General features: G+C 32.7%; 25 protein-coding genes and 1 pseudogene. 11 read left to right on the top strand and 15 right to left on the bottom strand.

From position 1 onward, the window contains the following. Positions 1 to 193 precede the first annotated feature (193 nt). Entirely contained in the window at positions 194 to 1,237 is a 1,044-nt protein-coding gene (locus LIX58_RS07455) for a CPBP family intramembrane glutamic endopeptidase (RefSeq protein ID WP_154837766.1), read from the top strand. Between the two features lie 165 nt (positions 1,238 to 1,402). Here the strand turns inward: LIX58_RS07455 and LIX58_RS07450 are convergent, their stop codons facing one another. Beyond that, entirely contained in the window at positions 1,403 to 2,089 is a 687-nt protein-coding gene (locus tag LIX58_RS07450; protein WP_126566396.1) for a ribose 5-phosphate isomerase A, read from the bottom strand. 157 nt (positions 2,090 to 2,246) lie between these two features. Between LIX58_RS07450 and LIX58_RS07445 the strand changes: the two genes are divergently transcribed. Next, entirely contained in the window at positions 2,247 to 2,909 is a 663-nt protein-coding gene (locus LIX58_RS07445; protein WP_154837781.1) for an MOSC domain-containing protein, read from the top strand. 62 nt (positions 2,910 to 2,971) lie between these two features. Here the strand turns inward: LIX58_RS07445 and LIX58_RS07440 are convergent, their stop codons facing one another. The 4 genes and pseudogenes from LIX58_RS07440 to LIX58_RS07420 form a co-directional block, all read right to left on the bottom strand. Then, positions 2,972 to 3,991 carry an aldose epimerase family protein gene (locus LIX58_RS07440; protein WP_226386225.1) on the bottom strand — a complete coding sequence of 340 codons (1,020 nt, stop codon included), beginning with the start codon at positions 3,989 to 3,991 and terminating at the stop codon, positions 2,972 to 2,974. A 29-nt stretch (positions 3,992 to 4,020) separates the two neighbouring features. Continuing rightward, positions 4,021 to 4,286: pseudogene (locus LIX58_RS07435) on the bottom strand (hypothetical protein); the annotation flags it as partial. A gap of 276 nt (positions 4,287 to 4,562) precedes the next feature. Next, positions 4,563 to 5,297, bottom strand: a complete 735-nt coding sequence (locus LIX58_RS07425) for a hypothetical protein (RefSeq protein WP_154837785.1) — start codon at positions 5,295 to 5,297, stop codon at positions 4,563 to 4,565. Further along, positions 5,281 to 5,487 (bottom strand): helix-turn-helix transcriptional regulator, encoded by a 207-nt coding sequence (locus LIX58_RS07420; RefSeq protein ID WP_103365562.1) that lies wholly within the window; start codon positions 5,485 to 5,487, stop codon positions 5,281 to 5,283. The genes LIX58_RS07425 and LIX58_RS07420 overlap by 17 nt, the downstream gene beginning before the upstream one ends. A 229-nt stretch (positions 5,488 to 5,716) precedes the next feature. Between LIX58_RS07420 and LIX58_RS07415 the strand changes: the two genes are divergently transcribed. Next, positions 5,717 to 6,325: a DNA-3-methyladenine glycosylase gene (locus LIX58_RS07415; protein WP_154837787.1), complete on the top strand. Its 609-nt coding sequence runs from the start codon at positions 5,717 to 5,719 to the stop codon at positions 6,323 to 6,325. Positions 6,326 to 6,544: 219 nt separating this feature from the next. Continuing rightward, positions 6,545 to 7,756, top strand: a complete 1,212-nt coding sequence (gene gltS / locus LIX58_RS07410) for a sodium/glutamate symporter (RefSeq protein WP_126566381.1) — start codon at positions 6,545 to 6,547, stop codon at positions 7,754 to 7,756. Positions 7,757 to 7,966: 210 nt separating this feature from the next. On the opposite strand, the gene fni is transcribed toward gltS, so the two are convergent. Further along, positions 7,967 to 9,016: a type 2 isopentenyl-diphosphate Delta-isomerase gene (gene fni / locus LIX58_RS07405; RefSeq protein ID WP_154837791.1), complete on the bottom strand. Its 1,050-nt coding sequence runs from the start codon at positions 9,014 to 9,016 to the stop codon at positions 7,967 to 7,969. Between the two features lie 44 nt (positions 9,017 to 9,060). Next, positions 9,061 to 10,008 (bottom strand): magnesium/cobalt transporter CorA, encoded by a 948-nt coding sequence (gene corA / locus LIX58_RS07400; protein ID WP_154837793.1) that lies wholly within the window; start codon positions 10,006 to 10,008, stop codon positions 9,061 to 9,063. A gap of 124 nt (positions 10,009 to 10,132) precedes the next feature. Between corA and LIX58_RS07395 the strand changes: the two genes are divergently transcribed. Together LIX58_RS07395 and LIX58_RS07390 are read left to right on the top strand one after the other, a co-directional pair. Then, positions 10,133 to 10,612, top strand: coding sequence for a thioesterase family protein (locus LIX58_RS07395; RefSeq protein WP_154837795.1), 480 nt, complete (start codon positions 10,133 to 10,135; stop codon positions 10,610 to 10,612). A 2-nt stretch (positions 10,613 to 10,614) separates the two neighbouring features. Continuing rightward, positions 10,615 to 11,031: a hypothetical protein gene (locus tag LIX58_RS07390; protein ID WP_154837797.1), complete on the top strand. Its 417-nt coding sequence runs from the start codon at positions 10,615 to 10,617 to the stop codon at positions 11,029 to 11,031. A gap of 16 nt (positions 11,032 to 11,047) precedes the next feature. Here LIX58_RS07390 and LIX58_RS07385 read toward each other — a convergent pair whose 3' ends face one another. Continuing rightward, the gene (locus tag LIX58_RS07385; RefSeq protein ID WP_154837799.1) at positions 11,048 to 11,947 is read right to left on the bottom strand and encodes an alpha/beta hydrolase fold domain-containing protein; all 900 of its coding nucleotides are present in this window, start codon (positions 11,945 to 11,947) and stop codon (positions 11,048 to 11,050) included. Between the two features lie 174 nt (positions 11,948 to 12,121). On the opposite strand from LIX58_RS07385, the gene LIX58_RS07380 reads away from it, so the two are divergent. Beyond that, the gene (locus LIX58_RS07380) at positions 12,122 to 12,793 is read left to right on the top strand and encodes a hypothetical protein (RefSeq protein WP_186805197.1); all 672 of its coding nucleotides are present in this window, start codon (positions 12,122 to 12,124) and stop codon (positions 12,791 to 12,793) included. A gap of 152 nt (positions 12,794 to 12,945) precedes the next feature. Here LIX58_RS07380 and LIX58_RS07375 read toward each other — a convergent pair whose 3' ends face one another. Beyond that, positions 12,946 to 15,033, bottom strand: coding sequence for a DHA2 family efflux MFS transporter permease subunit (locus LIX58_RS07375; protein WP_154837803.1), 2,088 nt, complete (start codon positions 15,031 to 15,033; stop codon positions 12,946 to 12,948). A 12-nt stretch (positions 15,034 to 15,045) separates the two neighbouring features. Continuing rightward, positions 15,046 to 15,693 carry an HlyD family efflux transporter periplasmic adaptor subunit gene (locus LIX58_RS07370; RefSeq protein WP_154837805.1) on the bottom strand — a complete coding sequence of 216 codons (648 nt, stop codon included), beginning with the start codon at positions 15,691 to 15,693 and terminating at the stop codon, positions 15,046 to 15,048. Positions 15,694 to 15,822: 129 nt separating this feature from the next. On the opposite strand from LIX58_RS07370, the gene LIX58_RS07365 reads away from it, so the two are divergent. Further along, positions 15,823 to 16,374 carry a TetR/AcrR family transcriptional regulator gene (locus LIX58_RS07365; protein ID WP_154837807.1) on the top strand — a complete coding sequence of 184 codons (552 nt, stop codon included), beginning with the start codon at positions 15,823 to 15,825 and terminating at the stop codon, positions 16,372 to 16,374. A 59-nt stretch (positions 16,375 to 16,433) separates the two neighbouring features. Here LIX58_RS07365 and LIX58_RS07360 read toward each other — a convergent pair whose 3' ends face one another. The 3 genes from LIX58_RS07360 to LIX58_RS07350 form a co-directional block, all read right to left on the bottom strand. Beyond that, positions 16,434 to 17,642, bottom strand: coding sequence for a multidrug effflux MFS transporter (locus LIX58_RS07360; RefSeq protein WP_154837809.1), 1,209 nt, complete (start codon positions 17,640 to 17,642; stop codon positions 16,434 to 16,436). 104 nt (positions 17,643 to 17,746) lie between these two features. Continuing rightward, the gene (locus LIX58_RS07355) at positions 17,747 to 19,123 is read right to left on the bottom strand and encodes a zinc ribbon domain-containing protein (protein WP_154837811.1); all 1,377 of its coding nucleotides are present in this window, start codon (positions 19,121 to 19,123) and stop codon (positions 17,747 to 17,749) included. A gap of 181 nt (positions 19,124 to 19,304) precedes the next feature. Next, entirely contained in the window at positions 19,305 to 19,763 is a 459-nt protein-coding gene (locus LIX58_RS07350) for a MarR family winged helix-turn-helix transcriptional regulator (RefSeq protein ID WP_226386223.1), read from the bottom strand. Positions 19,764 to 19,923: 160 nt separating this feature from the next. Here LIX58_RS07350 and LIX58_RS07345 point away from each other — a divergent pair, with 160 nt between their 5' ends. Next, on the top strand, positions 19,924 to 20,880 hold the full coding sequence (locus LIX58_RS07345) for a YdcF family protein (RefSeq protein ID WP_226386222.1): 957 nt from the start codon (positions 19,924 to 19,926) through the stop codon (positions 20,878 to 20,880). A 60-nt stretch (positions 20,881 to 20,940) separates the two neighbouring features. Here the strand turns inward: LIX58_RS07345 and LIX58_RS07340 are convergent, their stop codons facing one another. Both LIX58_RS07340 and LIX58_RS07335 read right to left on the bottom strand, forming a co-directional pair. After that, entirely contained in the window at positions 20,941 to 21,606 is a 666-nt protein-coding gene (locus tag LIX58_RS07340; RefSeq protein WP_154837817.1) for an ABC transporter ATP-binding protein, read from the bottom strand. Beyond that, on the bottom strand, positions 21,606 to 22,661 hold the full coding sequence (locus tag LIX58_RS07335) for an ABC transporter permease (protein WP_154837819.1): 1,056 nt from the start codon (positions 22,659 to 22,661) through the stop codon (positions 21,606 to 21,608). The genes LIX58_RS07340 and LIX58_RS07335 overlap by 1 nt, the downstream gene beginning before the upstream one ends. A gap of 137 nt (positions 22,662 to 22,798) precedes the next feature. On the opposite strand from LIX58_RS07335, the gene LIX58_RS07330 reads away from it, so the two are divergent. After that, the gene (locus LIX58_RS07330; protein WP_154837821.1) at positions 22,799 to 23,473 is read left to right on the top strand and encodes a response regulator transcription factor; all 675 of its coding nucleotides are present in this window, start codon (positions 22,799 to 22,801) and stop codon (positions 23,471 to 23,473) included. Further along, positions 23,466 to 24,839, top strand: coding sequence for a sensor histidine kinase (locus LIX58_RS07325; RefSeq protein ID WP_154837823.1), 1,374 nt, complete (start codon positions 23,466 to 23,468; stop codon positions 24,837 to 24,839). Before LIX58_RS07330 ends, LIX58_RS07325 begins: the two co-directional genes overlap by 8 nt. Positions 24,840 to 24,854: the final 15 nt, after the last annotated feature.

Raw genomic sequence — 24,854 nt, 5'->3', positions numbered from 1 at the left:
TTATCGCCTTGTATTTGTTTAATACCCAATTCTAATCATTTTAAGACATTAAAAATTGTTTTCAATAAGATAAAAATAATTCAAGACTATTACATTTTAATGATATTTGAAATGGACAATTTATTTATACCCAAGTAATATGTATAATATTAAAGAAAGAGTTTATACGGTTACCCTAATGGAGGCTACATAAATGAAGACTAATCGTATTTCAGGATTTCAATGGGCGTTAACAATCTTCGTGTTTTTCGTTGTAACAATGACGCTATCCATTATCCTACGAGATTTTCAAGCTACAATCGGTATTAAACGTTTCGTTTTTGATATTAAAAATATAACACCAGCTATAGCCGCAGTCATTTGTATTGTGGCATTTAAAAATAAACCAGTACAACTTGCTGGTTTGAAGTTATCAATTGATATCAGAGTAGTGGAACGTATGTTACTTGCATTAATTTTACCTCTAATTATTTTCATTATTGGTATGTTCAGCTTTAATGCATTTGCAGACAGTTTCATCTTACTTCAATCTTCTGATTTATCAGTTTCAGTATTTACTATTATAATTGGACATATTCTTATGGCGTTATTCGCTGAATTTGGTTTCCGTTCTTACATTCAAAATATTACAGAAACTAAAGTGAATACATTTTTCGCTTCTATTATCGTTGGTTTAATGTATTCTGTATGGACAGCGAATACGACTTATGGTACTGAATACGCTGCTTACCATTTCCTTTACACATTTATGTTCTCTATGATTATTGGTGAACTGATTCGTGCTACGCGAGGCCGTACAATTTATATTGCGGTTATCTTCCACGCAGCGATGACATTTGCGCAAGTGTTCTTATTTAGCGAAGAGCTTGGCGATGTCTTCTCAATGAAAGTAATTGCTTTAAGTACAACAATCGTAGCGGTTGTCTTTTACTTATTAAGTTTAATTGTTCACTTCATTTTCTATAGAAACACGAATCAATCTTTAGATGAAGTTGAACCTAATAACTACTTAGATCATATGGACGACGATGATAACTCTACTTCTGAAGATGAAGGCTCAGTTACACATCAGAATAAGAAGAATCATTTGTCTGGCGCTAAGAGAACAACAAATTCGACTGACAGTGCGTCACGAGTTAAAGATGATTTAAAAGAAAGTGCTTCTTATGAAAATGATAGACGTTCATCAGTAGTAGATAATGCTAAAGATCAAATTGACAGCACTAAAAACAAGTAAATCGTGTATTATTAAAGCCACTTCATTATTCGCTATGAAGTGGTTTTTTTATATCTATGTAGTTCTAATTATCTAATGTTAGGTAAAAAAAAATAAGACACTTCATACGAATTAATATAGAAGAATTAACTTTATTAATGAAATGTCTTATTACCTTACTATTTGTTATTTATTAATGATTTGTACGCCTTGTTGTGTCCCTACAATGACTTGGTCTGTGATGTCTAAGAAATAACCTGTTTCAAGGACACCTGTTAAATGAATAAGGAATTCATGGAATTGATAAGGGTCTATTTTTTCATTTAATTGACAATCGATAATATAATTACCATTATCGGTAATAAATGGGATATCACCATTCATGCGGCGTTCAGTTTGGATATTGCCATATGATTCAATCTTTTTAGTAGTATGTAACCAATTAAATTTATCTACTTCAATTGGTAATTTAAAGTTTTCACCTAAGTAATCTACCATTTTCCCTTCATCGACTAAGACAACAAAACGCTCAGCCATTTCATCGATGACTTTTTCTCTGAATAGCGCTCCTCCGCCACCTTTTACTAAGTTAAGTTGAGGATCTACTTCATCTGCCCCATCAATCGCTAAATCTACATAGGAAACATCGTTAATATCTACAATATTTATATTTAATTGTTTAGCAAGATATTCACTTTTATTAGAGGTGCAAACACCTGTAATATTAAGTTGTTCCTCTTTTATACGTTCTGCAATTTTAGGAATCAATAATTCAATGGTACTTCCAGTTCCGATGCCTAAAATCATGTTATCTGTAATTTGAGCAACAGCATCATCAACTGTCATTCGTTTAAGCTCTTGCGAATCTTTCATGTTTACTGAGACCCCTTTACATGTTTACTTACTTATTATTTTACATGACATAATAAGAAATATATAGCACTTGTAGAGATTTATTAGTGATTATCCCTTATCTTTTCAAATAAAATATAGTAAACTTTTGCTTAAAACAGTGTTAGGAGTGACATATATGATTCCTATCTATGCGATTTCTACTGGAAAGGTTGAAGAATTAGACTATGGGCAAAAGCGTCAAATGCTTTCTGCTTTAAATAAAGTCCCATTTTCAGGAAAAATGTGGTTATCTACATTAGGGTTTGTAGATGATGAACAAGCGTATAAAGATCACGGTGGGCCTCATAAAGCAGTGTGTAGCTTTAGTAAAGCAAACTATGCTATATATAAAGAAGACCTCTCGCACTTACCTGAATATGCGATGTTCGGTGAAAATCTTACAATAGAAGATTTAGACGAGTCTGAGGTGTACTTTGGCAATCAATACCGTTTAGGTGAAGCGATAATAGAAGTGTCAGAAATACGTGAACCTTGTTGGAAGATTCAAACTAAATATGGCATACCAGATTTGGTTAAACGAATGTCTGCATCTGGAAAGACAGGTTTTTACTTTAGAGTCATTAAAGAAGGCTTTGTTAATGAGGATGACAATTTAGAATTGCTTCAATTGGCTGATGCTGATACACGATTGTCTGTCCAAGAGCTCAATGACATTTATTATAATGACCGTAAAAATTTAAAACGCTTAAATGATGCACTTCAAAATCCATATTTATCGCCACATCGAATTGAAAAGTTAGAAAAAATGCGTAACGTCGCACTTAAAAGACACAAATAAAAAAACTCTGATTAGTTAAATGAGAATAAATGTCTCATTCCTAACTAGTCAGAGTTTCTGTTTTATTGTTCTTTCTTTTCAGCAATATGGTAAATCGTTTTTGAATAAAACTTCTCATTTGCCTTTAAGATGGATTTCGCTTGTGCTTTATCCATATTAATGTCATTAGGTAAAAATTGTGTTTCTAACGCTACACCTGAATGTGCTTTATAAATATTGAAATCACTTTTCCAATCTGACGTATGATTAAAAGTAAAAATAACCATGTTAGGCATTGTCGTTTTAACATCTAATGCAAATTCGTTATTTTCAATAAGAAATTGTTGATTGCCAATTTCAAAAGGATGATCTAACCCATTGTTAGCTTGAATCTGTTCAGTAATTAATGGATGATCAGATGAAAAAATATCTTTAAAATAAATACTATCACTCTTGAAAATATCTATTAAATCAATCGTTTGATCATTTGAAATTAAATGGGTATCGTCGATTGGATACATATTCAATTTGCTACTTGTAAGTTTATGGTTATCTATGACATTGTTATCTCTATTTAAGTTAAAGTAAACATGATTGGTTGGATTAAATGGGGTATCTTCGTTAGATTGAGCTTCGTATTCAATCCTCCATCTATGTTCCATATCATACGTATGAGTCACTTTAATTGTCATATCCCCTGGATAACCATCTTCTTTAGAAAGTAATTGCGTAGTAAAAATAATCTTTACATTCGTTATATTATCTATTACTTCATAATCAAATAAACGTTTATCTAAACCGTTACTACCTCCATGAAGCTGATGCGGTCCATTATTTGCTTCAAGCTGATAAGTTTGATTGTTTAATGTAAATGATGCATTCCCTATACGACCTGCGTATCGTCCAATTGTAGCTCCAAAGTTATAAGGGTTCTGAGGGTAGAATTCATCCGCCTCAACTCTATTGCCCAACACAATATTATTATCATGATATTTCCAAGATACAATGCGTGCACCATAATTCGTAAATACAATGTTTGTTTCTTCGTTGTCAATTTTAATTAAGTCAATACCGTGATTTTGATTCTCTACTTCAACTTTCATTACTTACGTCTCCCTCTTAACACGCTTAATCAGGCTCTGCTCGGTAAGATCATTACAAGTACACCTATGATACAAATTAATGCGCCAATTAAATCGTATTTATCTGGCGCTTGTTTATCAATAACATATGCCCATACAATACTCATGACAATAAATACACCGCCATAAGCTGCATAAACACGCCCGAATGTTGGAAATGACTGAATGTAGCGACGATACCATACATAATAAGTATGGCACCTCCTATTAACCCCAACCAACTTGATTGCCCTTCCCTTAACCACAACCAAATCAGATAGCCACCACCAATTTCACAGAAACCTGCTAATAAAAAGATAAAGATGGAATAAAGCATTTTTAAATCCTCCGATACAATGAACTTTATTAGTTGTATTGTATCAACTCGTAACGCTCTTTATCTAATTAATTTTAAGCACTGACTTTTTCACATACATATTGTTACACTTTTCTTAATAATATTCCATACATTTTATATAAATAAAAAAATGAAAACGCTATCTATAAAATATTTTTTGTAGATAGCGTTTTCTTGTTATATTTTTTAACGAAATTATTTTTTTAGACGATAAAATTGAATTGCTAATATTATTCCTGAAATCATTAAAAATATAATTGTAATAATTGAACCAATAGGCAAATGATGCATAAATAATTCCACAACACAATCAATTATCACAATGATAGTCAAAGAAATGATAATCCAAATATAATTTGATGCATATGTATTAATAATCGTTTGTTTTTGTTGCTCGTCAGCAAATCTGTAATTAGGAATGAGTCTGAGAATTCCTTTAGGATTAGCTTCTCTTTCTTCAATGCTTGGGACATATTGTTCAGTAATTTGAATACGTTTGTCATTTTCTAGCATAAAAATAATAAAATAAATTGGAAGAAAAATAAGAAGTATTGGGTTTATTTCCCATTTAATATGGCCTTTATATATCATTGGTACGATAAAATTAGTTGTAAATATCACAAAAAGCATCCATGTTAACCAAAACCAGAAACGTTTAAATTTGGATTGACGATTTAGTTTTCTTTTCTCTTCATGTGTTTTAACATAGATAAACAAATCATCCGCTGTTTCTTTATGAATAGTTAACCTACACACAATTACGATTAGAATGAAAAGACTCCCAATCAATAATGGGGATAAAAACGATCTTTCTAAATCGCTTATTGCCTCAAAAGAGACAATCGCACCTAGAAAGTTTAAACTAATAATGCCATGTTTAGCTTTAATTATTTGGTGTTGTTCGTCTATCCTTTCATCCGTCGCTGTCATCTTCTCCCTCCCAGAATAAGTCGTCTAATGTTACACCTAATGTCTTAGCGATATTAATACATAACTTCAATGAAGGATTATATTTATTGTTCTCAATCATATTAATCGTTTGACGTGAGACCCCAACTGAACGTGCAAGTTCTAATTGGGATATTTTACTTACTCCTCGATATTTTTTAACGTTATTCACTTTCCCTCACTTCTTTCAAGTTCCCATTTATTTAAAGCATAACGAGTTATCATAATAATTGTCAAATATATGTGACGTTATCCTTTTGATTTTAATTCATTTTATTTCATTGATACTTCAATTATAATTGCTATAATACTATACATTTAACATAGCGCTCTAGTCTTATATCTTGATGGAGTGCATTTTTTATTTTTCATTTTCAAAAAGATAGAAAGAAGGAATAATTATGGATTTCGTATCTAAACCAACGACAGAAACTGCTAAAGCATTATTAGGCGTTAAGATTATTTATCAAGATAACAATCAAACGTATAGCGGTTATATTGTAGAAACTGAATCATACTTAGGCTTTGATGATCGTGCTGCACATGGATTTGGAGGCAAGCAAACACCTAAAGTGACATCACTATATAAGCGCGGAGGCACTATTTATGGTCATGTCATGCACACGCATTTATTAATTAATTTAGTAACACGTACGGAAGGCGTACCTGAAGGTGTATTGATTCGCGCTGTTGAGCCGGAAGATGGTATTGAGGCAATGATTAAGAATCGTAATAAAAATGGATATGAAGTGACGAATGGACCTGGAAAATGGACGAAAGCCTTTAACATTCCTCGTGCAATTGATGGTTCCACTATTAACGAATGTCGTTTATCAATTGATGTAAAGAATAGAAAATATCCACGAGAAATTGAAGAAAGTGCAAGAATTGGCATTCCTAATAAAGGCGAATGGACGCATAAACATTTAAGATATACAGTTAAAGGAAATCCCTATGTATCTCGCGCACGTAAATCAGAATGTGTTAACTCAGAAGAAACTTGGAAATAGCGATATATTGGATTTAGTGATAGTTAAAGTGCCTTTTAAATTATTATATAAGTTACATTAATTCCATTTATATAAATAACTCCAAACCTTTATATATACTAAAAAGATATTATGCTTTCTAGAAATATATATTTTTTGTATGTATAATGGTTAATATGGATAATTTTAGCGCTTTCATTATTGATAAGTGTGCGAAATTATCAAAAGGGGGAATATAAATTGGAATTAGATGCAGTGACAACATTATGTCTCGCTTGTCTGCTTTATTTATTAGGCGAATTTATTGTTAATCACGTTTCCTTTTTACAAAGAGTCTGTATACCAGCACCAGTGATTGGTGGTTTAATATTCGCAATATTAGTTGCAGTCTTAGATACTTTTAATATTTTAAAAATTACACTCGACGCACAATTTATTCAAGACTTCTTTATGATGGTATTCTTTACGACCATTGGTTTAGGTGCATCATTTAAATTATTTAAAATTGGCGGTAAAGTGCTACTCATTTATTTCGGTTGTTGTGCCGTTTTAGCCATTTGTCAGAACTTTATCGGTATTTCACTGGCGAAGCTACTCCATATTAAACCTTTATTAGGCTTAACTGCTGGTTCTATGTCAATGGAAGGCGGACACGGCAATGCGGCGGCTTATGGTCAAACATTGGAACAAAGTTTCAATATTGATTCTGCAGTAACCGCTGCTTTAGCTGCTGCTACGCTCGGTTTAGTATTTGGTGGTTTAATTGGTGGCCCATTAGTAAAATTGATGATTAAGCATTATAACCTTAAACCTGGAAATAGTGATGATTCATTCAAAGATTATAGTAAGGTTGAAGAAAATGCCACATTACATAAGAAATATAAACCAACACAAGTGTTCTTTATTCAATTAACAATTATTGCCTTTTGTATGTCACTAGGTACATTTATAGGCGATCAATTTTCTAATCTTACTGGACAAAGTTTACCGATGTATGTAGGTTCTATGTTTGTAGCAGTAGCTATACGTAATATTTCAGAATATACTAATTGGAATATCATAGATTTGAAACTGAATGATCAAATCGGTGATGTCGCACTTGGTTTATTCTTATCACTTGCTTTAATGAGTATTCAATTAACACAAGTTTATTCATTAGCTTTACCATTAATTATTATTGTTTTAGTCCAAGTCGCTTTCATTTCACTCTTTGCTTTCTTTATTCTATTTAGAGTGCTAGGTAAAGATTATGATGCGGCAGTGATGGCCGGTGGTTTTATTGGTCACGGTCTGGGTGCGACACCAAACGCTATGGCAAATTTAGATGTGATTACTAAGAAATACGGTAGCTCACCTAAGTCTTACCTAGTGGTTCCAATCGTTGGTGCCTTCCTTATTGATTTAGCTGGCGTACCTATCGTGATGGGCTTCATCAATATCTTTGGTAGTTAACCCTTGAAAATGAAAAATAAACACCTACACAATAAATAAAGAGGCTGAGACAAATTAAAATGTCTCAGCCTTTACTAATATATTGGCAGTAGCTGACTGGTTTGAAAATGCGCTTAAATCAAGCTTTTTTCAAATCTAGTCATCCTTGCCGGGGTGGGACGACGAAATTTATTTAATTTCTGTCCCACTCCCTTTATTATTTTCACTTCATTATCCTCTATGAATATCTAGTCCACGTTGTTCAATCCAAGACATTAATTTTTGATCAAATACTAACTTACTATGTTGAAGCTCGCTAATGTCTTTAGCATTTAACATAGTCATAATTGATTTCATATGTTCAATAAATGATTCAACATAGTCAATTGTGCTCGTGATGCCCCCATTTTCAACATGATTTAAGAATGGACGTGACATACCTACGGCTTTCGCACCTAATGCTAAGCTCTTAACAGCATCTAATGGCGTACGTACACCCCCACTCGCAAATACATTCAATGTGTCTTGGTAAGCAGCGCTTTCAAGTAGAGATTCTACAGTAGATTGTCCCCAATTTGCTAAATAGTCCATATCTTTATTAGAGCGACGTTCGTTCTCAATGGTTACAAAGTTCGTACCACCTCTACCACTCACATCAATATACGTTACTCCTGCATCAATTAAATCTTTATATAATTCTTTACTCATACCGAAGCCAACTTCTTTGATAATGACTGGCACGTCTACGCGTTGTACAATTGCTGCTACATTATCAATCCAAGTTGAGAATTCTCTATTACCTTCAGGCATTACAAGTTCTTGCGGTGCATTCACATGGATTTGTAAAGCTTGTGCGTCTAATAAACTCACCGCTTCTACTGCTTTATCTACAGGTACATCAGCACCGACATTACTAAACACGAGACCTTCTGGATTAGTTTGGCGCACAATGCTAAATGATTCAGCCATTTTAGGATTTCTAAGTGCCGCATGTGTCGAACCAACCGCCATCGCTAAACCTGTTTCACGTGCAACGACCGCTAATTTTTCATTAATTTTCTTCGTCCAATCACTGCCACCTGTCATTGCGTTAATATATAAAGGATATTTCATGTCAAAGTTGGATGTATGACTTGTTAAATCAATTTGATCTACATTTATGTTCGGAATCGAGTGATGTACAAACCTCACACGGTCAAAGTCCGATTGAGGCGCGTCATGTTGTGCCATTGCAATCTCAACATGTTCATTTTTCCTCTGTTCTCTTTGCATATCGCTCATGCTACTACCTACCTTTGCTTAATTTATAATATTGATACTCTCTACTAGAACCATTTTTTTCTTTTGAAAAAGATAATTAACGCTACCGCTATGATTAACATGACTAACATACATATAGGATAACTATAATGCCATTTCAATTCCGGCATATATTCAAAGTTCATTCCATATACACCAGCGATAAATGTTAATGGCGAGAAAATAACGGATACAAGTGTCAACACTTGCATAATACTATTCATTCTAAAAGAAGAATACGATTCAAAGTTCTCCCTAATCTCATTCGTCATTTCTTGCGATGTACGGATAATGTTATTCTGTTTAATCAAATGGTCATCGATATGTTGAATATACATGGAATGTTTACTATCGACAATTAAATTACCTTCTGTTTTAATCGTATTAACCAATTCTTGCATTGGGAATAAAACGCGTTTGATTTTAATCAAGTCTGAACGTAATTTAAAGACATTGTCCATTACTTTTTTACTATGCGTATCATCAACATGCGCATCCTCAAAGTTATAGACTTTCTCTTCAATTGTATAAACAAAATCAAAATATTTATCTACCATCATGTCCAAAATATGTATCACTATATCTGCACAGTCTAGATCTGGATCATGATTATTAGAGTTCATTTCCGCGACATTATTTAGAGATTCAAAATGTTTATCATGATATGTCACTAATACCTTATCATTTACAAAGACGTTTAATGCTATAGGAGAAAAATCATCTTTATACATACTATGAAATACCATGTATTGATAATCTTTATACGCTTTGTATTTAACACGTGGCACGCCACTGATAGCATCTTCTAACTCTAAATAGTTAAAATTGAAATTCTCAATTAAATAATCATTTTCTTCGGATGTAGCTTTCTCAAAATCAAACCACACGATCGTCGCGTCCTGTGGAATGTCTTTTACTGTATCAACTTGGGTAAGTGACTGTTTTGAAGTTTGATACCGAATTATCATCGTCATTTTATATGTTACCTCCTATAGAACCATACGTCTTACATTCTACCATGAATTAAATGTCGTGTATGCGTTATTTTAATTTAGTAAAATGAATTTAGAAATATAAATTGAAAGGACGTAACTATTTATGAATTATCCATTTATTGTTAGAAAAAAAGTAGAACAATCTCAAATCGATCACAATAACCACATGCACGATTCTGAATATAATGCCGTCTTTAGTGAAGCCGTGAATGAATTTAATTATGCTAATGGTCTATCATTAGAAGAACGCAAAACGTTAAATTATACGATGTTCACTTTAGAAGAACATACGACTTATTTATCTGAAATGTCTTTAGATACAGCATTTCATATTATAGTAAACATCTATAATTATGATGATAAACGTGTTCACTTCTTTTTATCTCTATATACAGAAGATGATGTATTAGCCGCTACTAATGAAGTTATGATGATGGGTATTGATGGTGAACAACGTCGGTCTGCCCCTTTTCCAGAAAAGTACAAAAAGAATGTTGAACAATATTATAGTATTCAAGGAGAGGTAGAATGGCCAAAACAATTGGGCCATCAAATTGGTATACCTACAAAAAAGGATGATTAGAAATGGCGCAAACGTTAAGAGATTCAATTACAGAAAAAGTATATGATTTGTATGATGATTTAAAAGTGCAGTTAATCGAAATAAATCAGTCCAAGCAATTATTTATGAACGGACCAAGTCAAGAATTAATGAAACGCGCGTTTAATATTAGTTATTATCAAGGCCAAAAACAGGCAATTGAAGCGATACAGAAAATAATCGATGATAACGAAGAAGCACATACACTAGTTAAACAGTTTCGTGATTATCAAACACGCGTTAAGGATAAGCAAATCAATTTGTCAGAAGTGATGCAGCTTATAAGTCAGCCACAGTCTAAACTTGAAGAAGTATTAGATCAACATTACCACTACATGGGGCAAAGCTACATCATTACACAAGTAGAGAATAAGATTAAAGAGGTTTCAGAATCATTCTGAAACCTCTTTTCAGTAATTATTGATCGATTGTCTTAGTAATCTGTTTAATGACTTTATGTGATTCACGAATTGGATATAACGGGAAATCATGAAATATTTTAGGATAATCAAAGAATTGAATATCGTGATTCGCTTCTTCTAATGTATAAGCCAATTGTTGAATGTCTGGATAGTAAATCTCGCGACCTCCTCCGAACATGACAATGGGTGGCAAATGTTCTAATGAGCCATATAATGGAGAAATACGTGGATTTGCGAGTGCATCTCCATTACTCCATACGTTTAAAATACGTTGTAATCCATCAATATTTACAAAGCGGTCTTTATTAATTAGACTATCTGTTATTTGAGGGTTTGTCATCGTTGCATCCAACATAGGTGAAATTAAGAATAACTTCTTAGGTACAGGGCGTTGTTGTTCGACAAGTTGTTGAACAAAACTTAATGCAAGTGCGCCGCCAGTTCCATCCCCCATAATCACTATGTTCTGTGGCTCTACTTCTTCTAAAAGAGAATCATAGACATCACTAATGGCTTTAAAAGTATCTTCTATATGGTATTCCGGCGTCTTAGGATAAATAGGTAGTACGACTTCATACAAGGTATTTAATACAAGTTTATCCATAAATCTCCAATGAAATGGTGAAGGTTGTAATGTATTATAACCACCGTGAATATATAATATTTTCTTCTTCGTTTCATGACGGAAATTAAATCTAAATACCTGCATTTCTCCTAAAGAAAGTTTGTCAAGATTCGCTTTAACATTTAATGTTGAAGGTTGTTTATGTTTCGCTCGATTGGCATCTTTACGTCGATCCATAAATTGGTCAAATGCAGCTTGATTATCAAATAATATTGAGCGGTTGTGTAACAAATACTTATTCATAATTCTATTTACCATATGAGATCTCATGATAATTTATAACCTGCCTTTTTATTTTTTAATGAGATATATTTGAAATACTATTCTGTTAAATATAAAAAACGATATAATGAAAGGTATGTTGTAAATTTAGTGTTAAGAATAATTAATATACTAGTTATTTTGCATTAAACCCAGTATAAAATAGTCAATCTTATAACACAAATGAATAAGAATAAAGGAGGTCAAAAAGTGTCAAACTATCGCAACGATAATTATGAAGAAAATAAATATACAAATAATCATCAGTTTAGTCGTTCTAATCGCTCTGGCAAGAAAAAACGCTCTTGGGTAAGTTTAATTATTCATATTATTATTTTAGTGTTAGTAGGTATCACTGGTTATAGTATGTACAGACAACCAATATTTAATCTTGTCTTTGCAAACCAACCTATAAATTATGAAGGCATTAAAGATTTTCAAAATTTGGTCACTCAAATTGGTTCATTAAATATTAACTTTGGCCAGCTTGCAAACATTCAAGATATTGCAGACAAATTAGTCATAGTCTTTAATATATTTTTCATTTTATGCATCATTAGTATGATGATTTCGATCATTACTATTCTCTTTAATCGTACAATTTTAAAAATAATTAATTTCATTATTATAGCCATTCTGTTAGTAATGTCTTATTACTTTGGTTATGCCGTTCAACTTATTGGGGAACGTATTTCCGACAAGTTACAAGATTTCTATTTAAAGGTGGCACCAACTCAAATTGTTTCTGAAGCAGATGCGATTCACAATGCGCTTATCTTATTGGTATGTAGTCTAGCATTGCTCATCATCAGCTTCTTCTTTAGAAACCGTCGCCCAAAAACGAAACTTAAATAGATTTAATTATAAAAAATCATCAAGAAGTGTGAAATTCTTGATGGTTTTTTATTTGGTTCTATCTTTTCCAAAAAAATAAAAAAAGTATCGATAACACTCCATGTGTACCGATACTTTAAAAATCATGCCCCCACAACACAATTTTATTTGAATTATTTTAATTGTTTATTTTGATCTGCTTTAACCATTCTGTCATGTTCTGCTTCTGCGCCTTTTTTACCTTTTAAGAATAAACTTAAAATAAACGCTAATACTGCTAATCCAGTAGCAATCCAGAATGCATCGTTAATACCTTCGATATATCCAAGTTTATTAACATATTTTAAGATTGCTTGCATAGCATTTGATTGACCACCATATTGCATAGCCATTTGACGAATTTTATCGATAATCATTGGATTAGTTTTATCCATTTCATTCGCAAAGTTAGCAACATGATTAGTTGTTTGAGTTGTCATAACTGTAACGAGAATGGCTGTACCAATAGAACCAGCTAATTGTCTCATTGTATTTAAGAATGCATTACCATGAGAAATTAATCTTGGTGGTAAAGCGTTGATAGCTGCTGTCATTAAAGGCATCATTACAAACGCCATACCAAATGAACGGATAATATAAATACTCATGATATGGAGATAAGATGTATCCATATTTAATCGAGTAAGTTCCCAAGTTCCGTATGCCATTACGGCAATACCGAATAGTGCTAATGGTTTTAGACCAATTTTATCTAATAATCTACCAGTAATTGGTCCAAGAAGACCCATTACTAATGAACCAGGTAATAAAAGTAAACCTGAATCAAGGGCTGAGAAGCCACGTAAGTTTTGTAAGTAAATTGGTAATAAGAGCATACCACCAAATAAACTCATCATTACTACCATGTTAATAATTGTAGTAAGTGTAAATGTTGGTGATTTTAATACTTCAAGATTTAACATTGGCGCTCTCATTGTTAATTCACGAATGACGAAAGCTGCAATGAAGATAACACCAATAATAAACATAGCGATGATTTCACCTGAGCCCCAACCTTTGTTACCAGCTTCACTGAATCCATATAATAAAGCACCAAAACCAATTGTACTATATACAATACCTTGGTAGTCGGCTCTAGGATTAGTTGTTTTTTGGTAAAGTCTGAACCAGAAGAAACCAATAATGATAGCAATAATACCTAATGCTGTCATACCATAGAACATTATGTTCCAGTGATAATTTTGAACGATATAACCAGATAATGTTGGTCCAATTGCTGGCGCAAGAATCATGGCAATACCCATGGTACCCATTGCTGCCCCACGTTTTTCAGGTGGGAAGATTGTAACGATAACGTTAGAACCTAATGGCATCAAGACACCAGCACCAATGGCTTGTAACACACGTCCAGTCATCATAATCGGGAAGTTTGTAGAAATCGCACAAACTAAAGAACCGAGTGTGAATAATACAAGCGCAATAATAAATAATCTACGATAAGAATATTTATTAAATAGGAATGCACTAATTGGAATTAGGATACCATTTACTAACATGAAACCTGTCATCAACCATTGACCAGTTGATGCAGAAATATTAAATTCAGTATTAATTTTAGGTAAAGCAACGTTTAATAGTGTTTGGTTTAAGATGGCAATAAACATACCAAACAGTAATGCTGCTAAAATCATACCTCTAGTGGTATTTTTGCCGAACACGAAATCAGCTTTTTGATGTTTAATCTGCTCATTTACGCGTCCTTCTTGGGTGTTCGGATTAATCGGCTCATAAATTGAATCTTTAGGTAAATGTTGATTATTAACATCTTCTTCATCTCTTGACTCTCCAACAGCTTCTTCACTGTTCATGTCTGAAGCATCGTCTGAATAATGTAAGGAATGTGATACTTGTTTTTGTTCAGGATGAATTTTTTCAGATGCAGAATCTTGTTGATCTTGTTCGCTTTCGAAATGATCTTTACGTTTGTCATTATCAAAACGATGATTGTCTTCGTTCTCAAAGTGACGACGCGCTTCTTCGTCACGATGAGAAGAAGTTGATTCGTTTGACGCTTTATCTCGGTCTAAGTCATTTATTTTAAATTTAGATGGATTACTTTGACTTTTAGATTCTTCATTTACGTGTTGTCCCTTAGATTGGTTTGATTTAGCGTTTTTACGTGATTTCATTAGTAAAACATTAATCAAACCAACTAAAATGATCGCTACAACTATATAACCAATAATGAAGGTCGCTGTCATTCTATGACCTCCTTAGTCTTTATGGATTTTTACTTCAGCGTTCATTCCAGGAACAACGTTTTTAGATGGTACAGAATCTAAAGAAATTTTAACAGGTACTACTTGAGAAACTTTAGTGTAGTTACCGTTAGCGTTAGATGATGGCATTAATGAGAAGCTAGCTGCAGTTGCTTGACCTACTTCTTCTACTTTACCATCGATATCAGAATCTTGACCGTCAATTGAAACATCAACTTTGTCGCCTTTTTCGATACTGTTAACGTCTTTTTCGTCAATATTTGCTGTAATATATAAATCATCTAAATTGTAAGCGTAAGCTATTGGTGAACCTGCTTGTGCAACTGAACCTTCCATACCACTTGTTTTAACGATAGTACCGTTTTGAGGCATTTTAATGTCCATGTCTTTAGCGTCTCCGCCTTGACCTTGAGCACTTACTTCAGCTACTTTGTCACCTTTTTTCAATTTGTCGCCTTGTTTCACATCAAAAGATTTGATTTGACCTGAAGCAGGACTTGAGATTTGAATTTGATCTCCGTCAACTTTTGCATTATCAGTTGTTACATAACTTGTAGCATTGTGGTATAACATGAAACCTACAATACCAATAGCAATGATAACAATGATAGTGATGATATTAATTAACACCATTTTTTTCATTGAACTTTTCCTCCTATTTGCTTTTCAAAATTACTTTTAATATTATAAAGACATGTGAAGAAAAAAAACACCAACAATTACATTAAATTTGTTGGTTTCTTGAAGGTATAAATATATAGGTGACGTATAATGAAGCAAAAAGCGAAATATAGAATTATAAAAAGTTTAATCGATTTATTAGAGCTCTATCCAATCGAGAATATCTCCATAAAGATGATTTGTGCTAATAGCAATGTCAATCGTTCAACTTTTTATGCTAATTTTCAAGATAAATATGATTTGCTTGATAAAATCCAAAGTTATCATCTAAATAAATACGAAAAGTTATTACATGCTTTCGCTAATAATTTTGAAAGTATTAAAAAGAATCCTGAGAAAGTACACAAGTTCTTCTATATTATATTGAAGTATATATATAGGAAGAAAGCGTTCTACCATGCTATATTTATATCTCATCCTAACAAGGAATTAGTATTAGATTACTTTGACATTACTAAGGATTATTATTCTAAAATTTTAGGTGAACATGAAACTTCTATTCAAAACAAAACATTCTTTATTACGTATACTATGAGTGGACAAGCTGGCGTAGTTTTAAGTTGGCTAAGAAGTGGCTGTAAAGAAAGTCCTGAGATAATTGCAAATGCTTTATTAGCCAATACAATTAAATTACAACGTTAAAGTAAAGATTAAAGGAGCAAAGACTTAACTAAAAGTCCAAGCTCCTTTTATTATGTGAATTATTCTGGTTTTGTTTTAAATACTTTAATATTTAATAGTTGTAAAACAATTAGTACAACTGCTGTGATACAAATAATAATGATATAAGGCGTACTATTATATTCCCCTTTAAGATTTACAAGTGGCGTTACTATACCACCTAGTAGTGATTGCAGTAATCCTAATAAACTTGAAGCACTGCCGCTTCCAGTTGTACGTTCTTCCATTGCAATAGAGAATCCCAAAGTCGCCACGCCTGTTACTGGCGCTACTAAAATAATAAATCCAATGACTAACATTGCAAAGTGCCAATGATTAATAAGCGTTAAAGTTACGACAATGACACCTATAACTTGAATAAAAGTCATAGCACGTAACAACTTCTGTGGATGAACATAATCGACTAGCTTACCAGCCAATTGGCTCGAGATAATTAATGTAATACCTATTCCTGCAAACATCCAACTAAAATGTAAAGCTGAGACACCGTATATTTTCTGAACTAAGAACGGTGATGCAGAAATATAACTAAATAACATAATAAATGTAACACCTTGAATTAACATAGGTAAGACAAAGCGTGGTGTAGAAAATAAGCTCTTAAAATTTCTAAATATTACCCCTATTCCACTGCTGTCTCGATGTTCAATAGCTAATGATTCAGGTACTTTAACTACAGATCCCATTACCATTAATACACCAAATATTGTCAAAATAACGAAGACCATTCGCCAGACTGCCACACTAAGAATTAAACCTCCGAGTGCAGGAGCAAGTACAGGAGCCACACCATTCACTAGCATTAATAAAGCTAGAAATTTAGTTAATTCGTTACCATTGTACATATCACTGGCAATCGCTCTAGAGATAACTGCGCCTGCACCTCCAGTGAAACCTTGGATAAAGCGCAGAAATACCATAATCCATATATTATGGACAAAGACGATACCTAAACTTGCTAATGTGAAGATAACCATAGCAATTACTAAAGGTTTCTTACGCCCTATACTATCTGAAATCGGACCTACAAATAAATTCCCCAACCCTAAACCAATCATAAATAATGATAAGGTTAATTGGGCATTTGAAGTTGTAGTATTAAAATCTTTCTTCAATTCAGGTAACCCTGGTAAAAACATATCTATGGATAATGCACCTATAGCTGTTAGTGCACCCAAGATAATGATAAACAATAACGAATGTTTATTTTGTCTCTGTTCCTCATTCATATAAAAGCCCCCGTCTTTAATTTAATAGGAAAAGTCATTATTTTTTATATGTATTTAAAAAAAGAGTGGGATTAGATTCTTTAATGAATCTTTTTTCCCACGCTTTATTTTGCTTTCACAAGTTGTAGTGATCCATCATCACTATTTTCAGTTAGTTCATAATCAATAGTTTGAAATTGTCCATTTTTATTTAATTCTTGTACTTTTGTTTCTATTTTATCGCCTTTTTGTGAAGCACTTAGTATTTGTGGCTGTGTTAATCCGGGATTTGACCCTAGATTATTTTTAATATTTTTATAGATATCTGATTTATCTTTTAAAAATGTACTTACCAAATCAAAGTTCTTACTCGCAATTGCAGTATTTAAAGAGAGTGAATAATCACTGAAAAAGTTACTCAATTTATTTTTTAAACTGTTTTCTTCTTTTTCCTTCTCCTCAACATAATCACTAATCGCTTCATCATCAAATTCTAATTCGACACTATTAATATTCCCTAAATCTTTTGCTCTCATTGTTTTAGTTTCTGACTTGAAAGTTTTTCCTTTTGCTTTGCCAGAAGCAGAAACAACGATATCTTTATTTTGAGGATAAGGACCATATTCTCTAGAAGTTGAATATTTCATTTCTTTATCATTAATTTTTACTTTCAGTGAATCATCGTCTAAATCACTTTTACCTTTTAACTTCACTGTAAGTAGCGCTTCATTAAAGTCCTCGTTAACTTCTACTGTATTGCCTTTACCATATCTAAAGTCAAATTTTAATTGACCCGTGAATTTACCATATTCTGTTTCTTTTTCCGCATCTATTGAATAGACACCTGGGATAAACTTACCTAAAGATGTTGTTTTATTTGCATCAGCAACTACTGTTTTATTTTTACCCCCAGCTCTAAATTCATATTTTGTTTCTAATTTAGGGGTTACCACAGCCTCTCTCGTCGGTGCAGTATAACTCATATTATCAAAGATTAAAAAACGCGTGCCGTTTTTACTTACTCTCAAGACATTGTTCCCAACTTGTGTTTTGATATACGCCGCTTCTTTAGATTCACTTTTATTCAATTTCTCAACGTTATCTTTAAGATCATGAATAAATTTTTTCATGCCTACTTCACTTTTCACGTACGCAATATACTCATCCGCTTCCTCAGCATCGACATGCGTTTCTTTAGTACTTAATAACGTTGCAACTTTTTGTGAATCATTATTAGCAATCGCATTAACAAGAATCTTAGTTTGAGCTTCTGGAGAATTATAATTCCTTACTAAAAAGAAGACAATAACCAATAAAATAATAATAAATATAACAATCGCCCATGGAATAAATTTCCTAAGTCTAATATTTGAGGATTCTGTTTGAGGGGCTTTATTTTGTCGTACTTTGATCTCTTTTCCATCGACTTGTTCACCACAATTTGGACATTGTCGCGTATCCTTACTTCTTAGTTTCTGACCACAGTTAGGACATTGTTTCATTTAATCACCAACTTCCCCTCGCATGATGTTAATTATTTCTTAATCATAATTTTATTATAATATAGATAGTTTATATAGGAACACTTATACGTTATTTTTATTCTGCCCAATCATTTTCTATCTAAGTATTATAATCATTTTTTTCAAAATTGTAATATAGTTTGGAATGTCCGCCAATTTTTTAAATTTTTGCATTATACTTTTTCAAGCGTTCATCAATGACATACAACACATTTAATGCCTTTTCAATATCCTGACTTGATAAGTCTTCCACCATATAATTAACAATATTACTTACAATTTCATTATTTTCTTCAGTGTATTGACGTCCTTTTTCACTTAAAACGACATATTTTAAACGTTGATCTATTTTATCATTAGGCTTTTGCAATTTTACAAACCCACTATCAATAAGTTTCTTAATACGACGACTAACCGTCGCTTTATTGACGCCCTGCTTTTCCGTAATTTCTGTAATAGATAAGGCTTGATGAGGACTCAATAGTCGCAATACATTAGATTGTTCCATTGAAATACCATATTTAATTTGCTGGTCTTTCAATAATTTAGCAGTTAACGTATTTGTATCATCAATAAATCGTTTCATAAATTCGATATGATTTTTCGAAATTCTGCTCATGGCCTAGCTCCTTGCTGATAAACTCAAATAATTTCTATATATTCTGTTAAATAATATCAATAATCGGTACGCTTGAAAACTATAATTCAGTAATAATAGTTGCTAAAATATTAGACTTTCAATTACATTTAAATAGACAAATATATAAGAGGTCTTAATTATGCTTGCAATTCTTCTTTCAATCATAGTTTTATTCATCATGTTAGGCGTGTTATTAAATATTAATTATTTACTTAATTTGCCTGTGTTTATTTTAACAATCATTTTATGTTTTATTATTAACATAATTAATCTACTCACAATGACGTTATCGCTTGGTTTATTCATCATTATGATTATCGCAATTTTTGGCTTATTTATTAAACATAGTCATCTTTTCACTTTGAAAAAGGGGGCTAAATTTCTTCGCAACATGATGAAACATTTAATACATGGTGCCTTAATTATTGCGATTTTATTTTATATTAGCACCATCCCTATTCCAATTGTAAATGGTATCTTTTTATGGTTATCTATGATTGCTTTTAGTGCGTGTTATGCTTTTACGCTTTACATGGTATGGTCTTCAGCGTTTGGCCGTACTATCACAACAAAGCAATATGATTTAATCATGATTCTAGGGGCTGGCATTTTCTCAGAGCAAGTGACACCTATGTTAGCGGATCGTTTAGAGCGCGCACTACATGTTCTAGAAAGCCAGTCAGCAAATTGTAAGGTCTTAGTCAGTGGTGGTAAAGGTCCAGATGAACCAATTACAGAAGCTTTGGCTATGCAACGTTATTTAATTGACCGCGGCGTTCCCGCTTCTTCTATTATCATGGAGGACCAATCTACAAGCACTTATGAAAACTTTGTATTTTCAAAAGATATTATCGCTGATCACTTTTCACGTTCAGCTAAAATGCTTTGTGTTACAAGTCAATTTCATATTTTAAGAGGCTTGTACTTTGCACGTACTGTTCGATTGGACATGGAAGGTATTGGTAGTCATACGCCTTATCACTTTTTTGATATCGCTTTAGTGCGTGATTTCTTAGCCTTAATGTATCAGTATAAATTACTCCTTGGTTTTTATTTTGCGATTACATTCTTTATTTCGATTTTAATCATATTCTAAGTACAAAGTACATAACAAAAGCCCATAGATGACGGCACTGCATCTGTGGGCTTTTTAAATTTATGAAGTTATTTTTCCATCTTCAAGTTGGATTATGCGATCAGCATAATCAAATAATCGTTGGTCATGCGTAATCATAATGCCAATAATATTATGACTTTTAACGCGATTTTTAATCATTTCTACTACACTTAAAGCTCGCTCAGCATCCAAACTAGCAGTAGGTTCATCCGCTAACAATAGTTTAGGTTGGTTCATAAGGGCGCGCATAATTGCTACACGTTGTTTTTCCCCGCCTGATAACATATGCGGATAAGCATCTAATCGATGTTTTAATCCTATTTCATTAAGTAATTGCTCTGCACGTTGTTTAGCTGCTTTAGTAGATTCTCCTGCTTCTTTAGCCACAATAGTCAATTGCTCTTTAACTGTAAGATATGGCACTAAGTGAGAAGATTGGAAGATGAAGCCAATTTCTTTAAGTCGTAACATTGTTTTGTTTTTATTTTTTGAAAATAAAGGCTCGTCATGAAATAGAATGTCGCCTTCTGTAGCACTTAGTAATCCACCCAATATATTAAGAAGTGTAGACTTACCTGAACCAGAAGCCCCATTTAAGATAACGAATTCTCCAGGTTGAACAGTAAAGTTAACATCTTTTAAAACTTCGGTTTGTGAACTACCTTTACCAAATGATTTAGTGATATGTTCAATTTGTAATGTCATTATTCTCCCCCTCCAATTGCTTCGATAGGATCTATTCTCAAAATTTTAAAGAATGAAAGAATGGTTCCAATAAATCCAACGATTAAGAATATCGCTATCATCATGACAATGTTTATATTGTTCAAATAAAATGGCATAGAGACTGGCATCACTAATTGTAAGACTTCAATAAGAAGCACAGCTAGGAATACCCCAATCAATGTAGTCATCAAAATTTGTAATACAAGCGTTGACAGTAGATGACGTGTTTTAATACCTATTGCTTTCAAAATCCCTATTTGAGAAACCTTTTGAATGGTCATTACATAAAAGAAAGCACTTAAAACAATAGCTGTAATAATAAATAAACTTGCAATCATCAGATTAAGTGGTAATTGTTCAGCTTTATAACTTGCAATATTATCCGTTAATGTTGGTTGTGTACTCACTTTTACATCTTTCAATGAATTGATTTTTTCTAATTGTTGTTTATCTAAATCAGTTACTGGATAAAATGTTGAAACTTGTTGATTGAGTTGGTTAAATCCTTTTTTTGTCATTAAAATCATCGAACTGTGCGCGTACATCGTGTCCTCAATAATGCCACTCACTTTAAACTGCTGATGATGTCCTTTAAAAGATACTTTATCTCCTACTTTAATATCTTCTCCCGTTAATTTTTGATTAATAGCAATTTCATCACTTTTTTGAGGATATGAACCCTTTTCAAGTTTAGGTTGCAACTTTGATGATGTCGTATAAGTTAATACATCTTGATCTTGGTTTTGAAGTTTCAAAGTTTGAGGCCCTATTGAAGTTGGCTGTTGATGAATGACATCCTCAATTTGACTTTGTTGTTTTGTTGTTAGATGAGAACTTTCAATTTTAGGTTCTTTCATATCTTCGGTAATAAAATACCGTGCGTTCGTATTGTCTAAAAATGAGATGTTTTCACGGGCTAAGCCTTGTGCTAAACCGCTAATGAATAACACCATAATTCCTAATAAAAATATAATTAACATGATTAAAGCATATCGAAATTTATAAAATCTCATTTCTTTCCATGCTAAGTTCATATATTATTCCTCCCCACTACGACTTTATGTGCATAGCTTAATTGACGAATGTGAACTGAATATGAACGATAAGAGGAATTGTCTTCTTAATTAGTTATTCGTATAATGAGTCTAAAATATAAAGGAGAAGAGCAAACATGGTGAAATGTTTAATTGTAGATGATGATTTAAAGTTATTGCATTACGTTTCCACACATTTAGAGGCAAATCATATCCACACGATTACTCAATCAAGTGGAGAAGCGGCGCTTGATTACTTAGATACGCATCAAGTAGATATTGCTGTGGTGGACATAATGATGCCAGGTATAGATGGCTTTGAACTTTGTAAGACGTTAAAGAATAATTTCAACCTCCCTGTCATTATGTTGACGGCAAGAGATGCATTAAGTGATAAGGAACATGCTTTCGTAAGTGGGACAGACGATTATGTTACTAAACCTTTTGAAGTTAAAGAATTATTATTCCGAATTCAAGCTGTGCTACGTCGTTATCAGATTAATGCCCAAAGCGAAATTCAAATCGGTAATATAGTGCTAAACGAATCATATATGGAAGTCGCAGTACATAATAAAAAGATGAATTTACCTACGAAAGAATTTCAATTACTTTTCTTATTATGTAGTCAGCCTAAACAAATTTTTACAAGAGATGTATTAATCGAGAAGATTTGGGGCTTTGATTATGAAGGTGATGAGCGCACAGTGGATGTTCATATTAAACGCTTGAGACAACGTTTAGCTAAATTACAAGCAAATATACATATTCAAACTGTCAGAGGCCAAGGTTATAGGGTGAGTTATGATGTTTAAGACGTTGTATAGCCGAATCGCCATTTACACTATTACCGTGATTTTATTTAGTGCCTTAGTCAGTTTCCTTTTTACTAATGTTTATTATCATTTCAATTTAAAACCGAGTAACGACGCTAAGATTATGCGCACGTTAAAAGAAGCTCGTTCCTATAATGAGCATTTTGACGCTTCAAATTTAGACGCATATTTTCAACATTTAGGTCAAATGAACTATCAAATTGTGACAGTGGACAAACATCATCATAAATCTTTTTATGGCCATCCTTTTCGAAAAGATAACCTTAGCAAGGCTTCGATAGATAAAGTGTTGCAAGGTCAAGACTTTCATGGCATAAAAAATAAGCCTTATGAATTATTTGTCACAGGCTTTTTTGATAACGAGACTAATAATACCGTTGGCGTCAGATTTACGCATCAACAACAACCTATCGCAGTATTTATGCGACCTGATATTGGTCATACTTTTAGTGAGTTCCGTATCTTTTTGGGTGTACTTCTAGGATTACTGCTTATCATTTCTATCACGCTTGTTATCCTCTCAACATACTCGATTATCCGTCCGGTAAAACTTTTGAAAAATGCAACTGAGCGGTTGATCAATGGTGACTTTGATACACCTATTAAACAGACACGTCACGATGAAATAGGTACGCTACAATATCGCTTTGATGATATGCGTCAATCTTTGAAGCAAGTGGATGATATGCGCCAACATTTCGTGCAAAACGTTTCACATGAAATCAAAACACCATTAACGCACATACAACGACTATTAAGTGAGTTGCAAAAATCTAAAACTGAGCAAAATCGAAACATGTTGATTAATGATGTCCATTCAGAAGTCACACGTTTAAGCGATTTAACTAGAGAGTTACTTTTACTTTCTGAATTAGATAATGCTCAGCATTTAAAATTCAATGATGAGGTTCATTTAACTGCTTTGATTACTGATATTATTCGACATGAACAGTTTGCGCTTGATGATAAGAATCTCATGTTATTATCAGAAATAGAAGATGTTTATTTCCGAGGAAATAGTCGCTTATTATATCAAGCCTTTTTCAACTTAATTCAAAATGCAGTTAAATATGCAACAACCGATAGCACAATTGAAGTGATGCTTTCTTCTGACAATGAATCAATTACCTTTACAGTAACGAATGAAGGTACTTCTATAAATGAAGAAGCACAGCAACATCTCTTTGATCGCTTTTACAAACTTAATAACCATCAAAATAGTAATGGTTTAGGATTGGCAATTACAAAAGCCATCATAGAACTTCATAAGGGTACTATTTCAGTATCAAGTTCTGAACAAATAGGGACAACATTTACTATAAACCTATTTGAAAACGTACATTAATAATAAAGCGGATAT

It is taken from the genome of Staphylococcus sp. Marseille-Q1834 (assembly GCF_916858875.1).
GTDB classification, from domain to species: domain Bacteria; phylum Bacillota; class Bacilli; order Staphylococcales; family Staphylococcaceae; genus Staphylococcus; species Staphylococcus pragensis.
This window is presented reverse-complemented; position numbering and strand designations above follow the sequence as displayed.

Excerpts from the sequence above, each read along its gene's own strand:
- LIX58_RS07390 (WP_154837797.1), top strand. The coding sequence starts at position 10,615 with ATGGCGCAAACGTTAAGAGATTCAATTACAGAAAAAGTATATGATTTG.
- LIX58_RS07385 (WP_154837799.1), bottom strand. The coding sequence starts at position 11,947 with ATGAGATCTCATATGGTAAATAGAATTATGAATAAGTATTTGTTACAC.
- LIX58_RS07440 (WP_226386225.1), bottom strand. The coding sequence starts at position 3,991 with ATGAAAGTTGAAGTAGAGAATCAAAATCACGGTATTGACTTAATTAAA.
- LIX58_RS07365 (WP_154837807.1), top strand. The coding sequence starts at position 15,823 with ATGAAGCAAAAAGCGAAATATAGAATTATAAAAAGTTTAATCGATTTA.
- LIX58_RS07380 (WP_186805197.1), top strand. The coding sequence starts at position 12,122 with ATGAATAAGAATAAAGGAGGTCAAAAAGTGTCAAACTATCGCAACGAT.
- LIX58_RS07335 (WP_154837819.1), bottom strand. The coding sequence starts at position 22,661 with ATGAACTTAGCATGGAAAGAAATGAGATTTTATAAATTTCGATATGCT.
- LIX58_RS07350 (WP_226386223.1), bottom strand. The coding sequence starts at position 19,763 with ATGAGCAGAATTTCGAAAAATCATATCGAATTTATGAAACGATTTATT.
- LIX58_RS07425 (WP_154837785.1), bottom strand. The coding sequence starts at position 5,297 with ATGACAGCGACGGATGAAAGGATAGACGAACAACACCAAATAATTAAA.
- LIX58_RS07340 (WP_154837817.1), bottom strand. The coding sequence starts at position 21,606 with ATGACATTACAAATTGAACATATCACTAAATCATTTGGTAAAGGTAGT.
- LIX58_RS07330 (WP_154837821.1), top strand. The coding sequence starts at position 22,799 with ATGGTGAAATGTTTAATTGTAGATGATGATTTAAAGTTATTGCATTAC.
- LIX58_RS07450 (WP_126566396.1), bottom strand. The coding sequence starts at position 2,089 with ATGAAAGATTCGCAAGAGCTTAAACGAATGACAGTTGATGATGCTGTT.
- LIX58_RS07375 (WP_154837803.1), bottom strand. The coding sequence starts at position 15,033 with ATGACAGCGACCTTCATTATTGGTTATATAGTTGTAGCGATCATTTTA.
- LIX58_RS07355 (WP_154837811.1), bottom strand. The coding sequence starts at position 19,123 with ATGAAACAATGTCCTAACTGTGGTCAGAAACTAAGAAGTAAGGATACG.
- LIX58_RS07395 (WP_154837795.1), top strand. The coding sequence starts at position 10,133 with ATGAATTATCCATTTATTGTTAGAAAAAAAGTAGAACAATCTCAAATC.
- corA (WP_154837793.1), bottom strand. The coding sequence starts at position 10,008 with ATGACGATGATAATTCGGTATCAAACTTCAAAACAGTCACTTACCCAA.
- LIX58_RS07415 (WP_154837787.1), top strand. The coding sequence starts at position 5,717 with ATGGATTTCGTATCTAAACCAACGACAGAAACTGCTAAAGCATTATTA.
- LIX58_RS07370 (WP_154837805.1), bottom strand. The coding sequence starts at position 15,693 with ATGAAAAAAATGGTGTTAATTAATATCATCACTATCATTGTTATCATT.
- LIX58_RS07325 (WP_154837823.1), top strand. The coding sequence starts at position 23,466 with ATGTTTAAGACGTTGTATAGCCGAATCGCCATTTACACTATTACCGTG.
- fni (WP_154837791.1), bottom strand. The coding sequence starts at position 9,016 with ATGAGCGATATGCAAAGAGAACAGAGGAAAAATGAACATGTTGAGATT.
- LIX58_RS07445 (WP_154837781.1), top strand. The coding sequence starts at position 2,247 with ATGATTCCTATCTATGCGATTTCTACTGGAAAGGTTGAAGAATTAGAC.
- LIX58_RS07455 (WP_154837766.1), top strand. The coding sequence starts at position 194 with ATGAAGACTAATCGTATTTCAGGATTTCAATGGGCGTTAACAATCTTC.
- LIX58_RS07360 (WP_154837809.1), bottom strand. The coding sequence starts at position 17,642 with ATGAATGAGGAACAGAGACAAAATAAACATTCGTTATTGTTTATCATT.
- LIX58_RS07345 (WP_226386222.1), top strand. The coding sequence starts at position 19,924 with ATGCTTGCAATTCTTCTTTCAATCATAGTTTTATTCATCATGTTAGGC.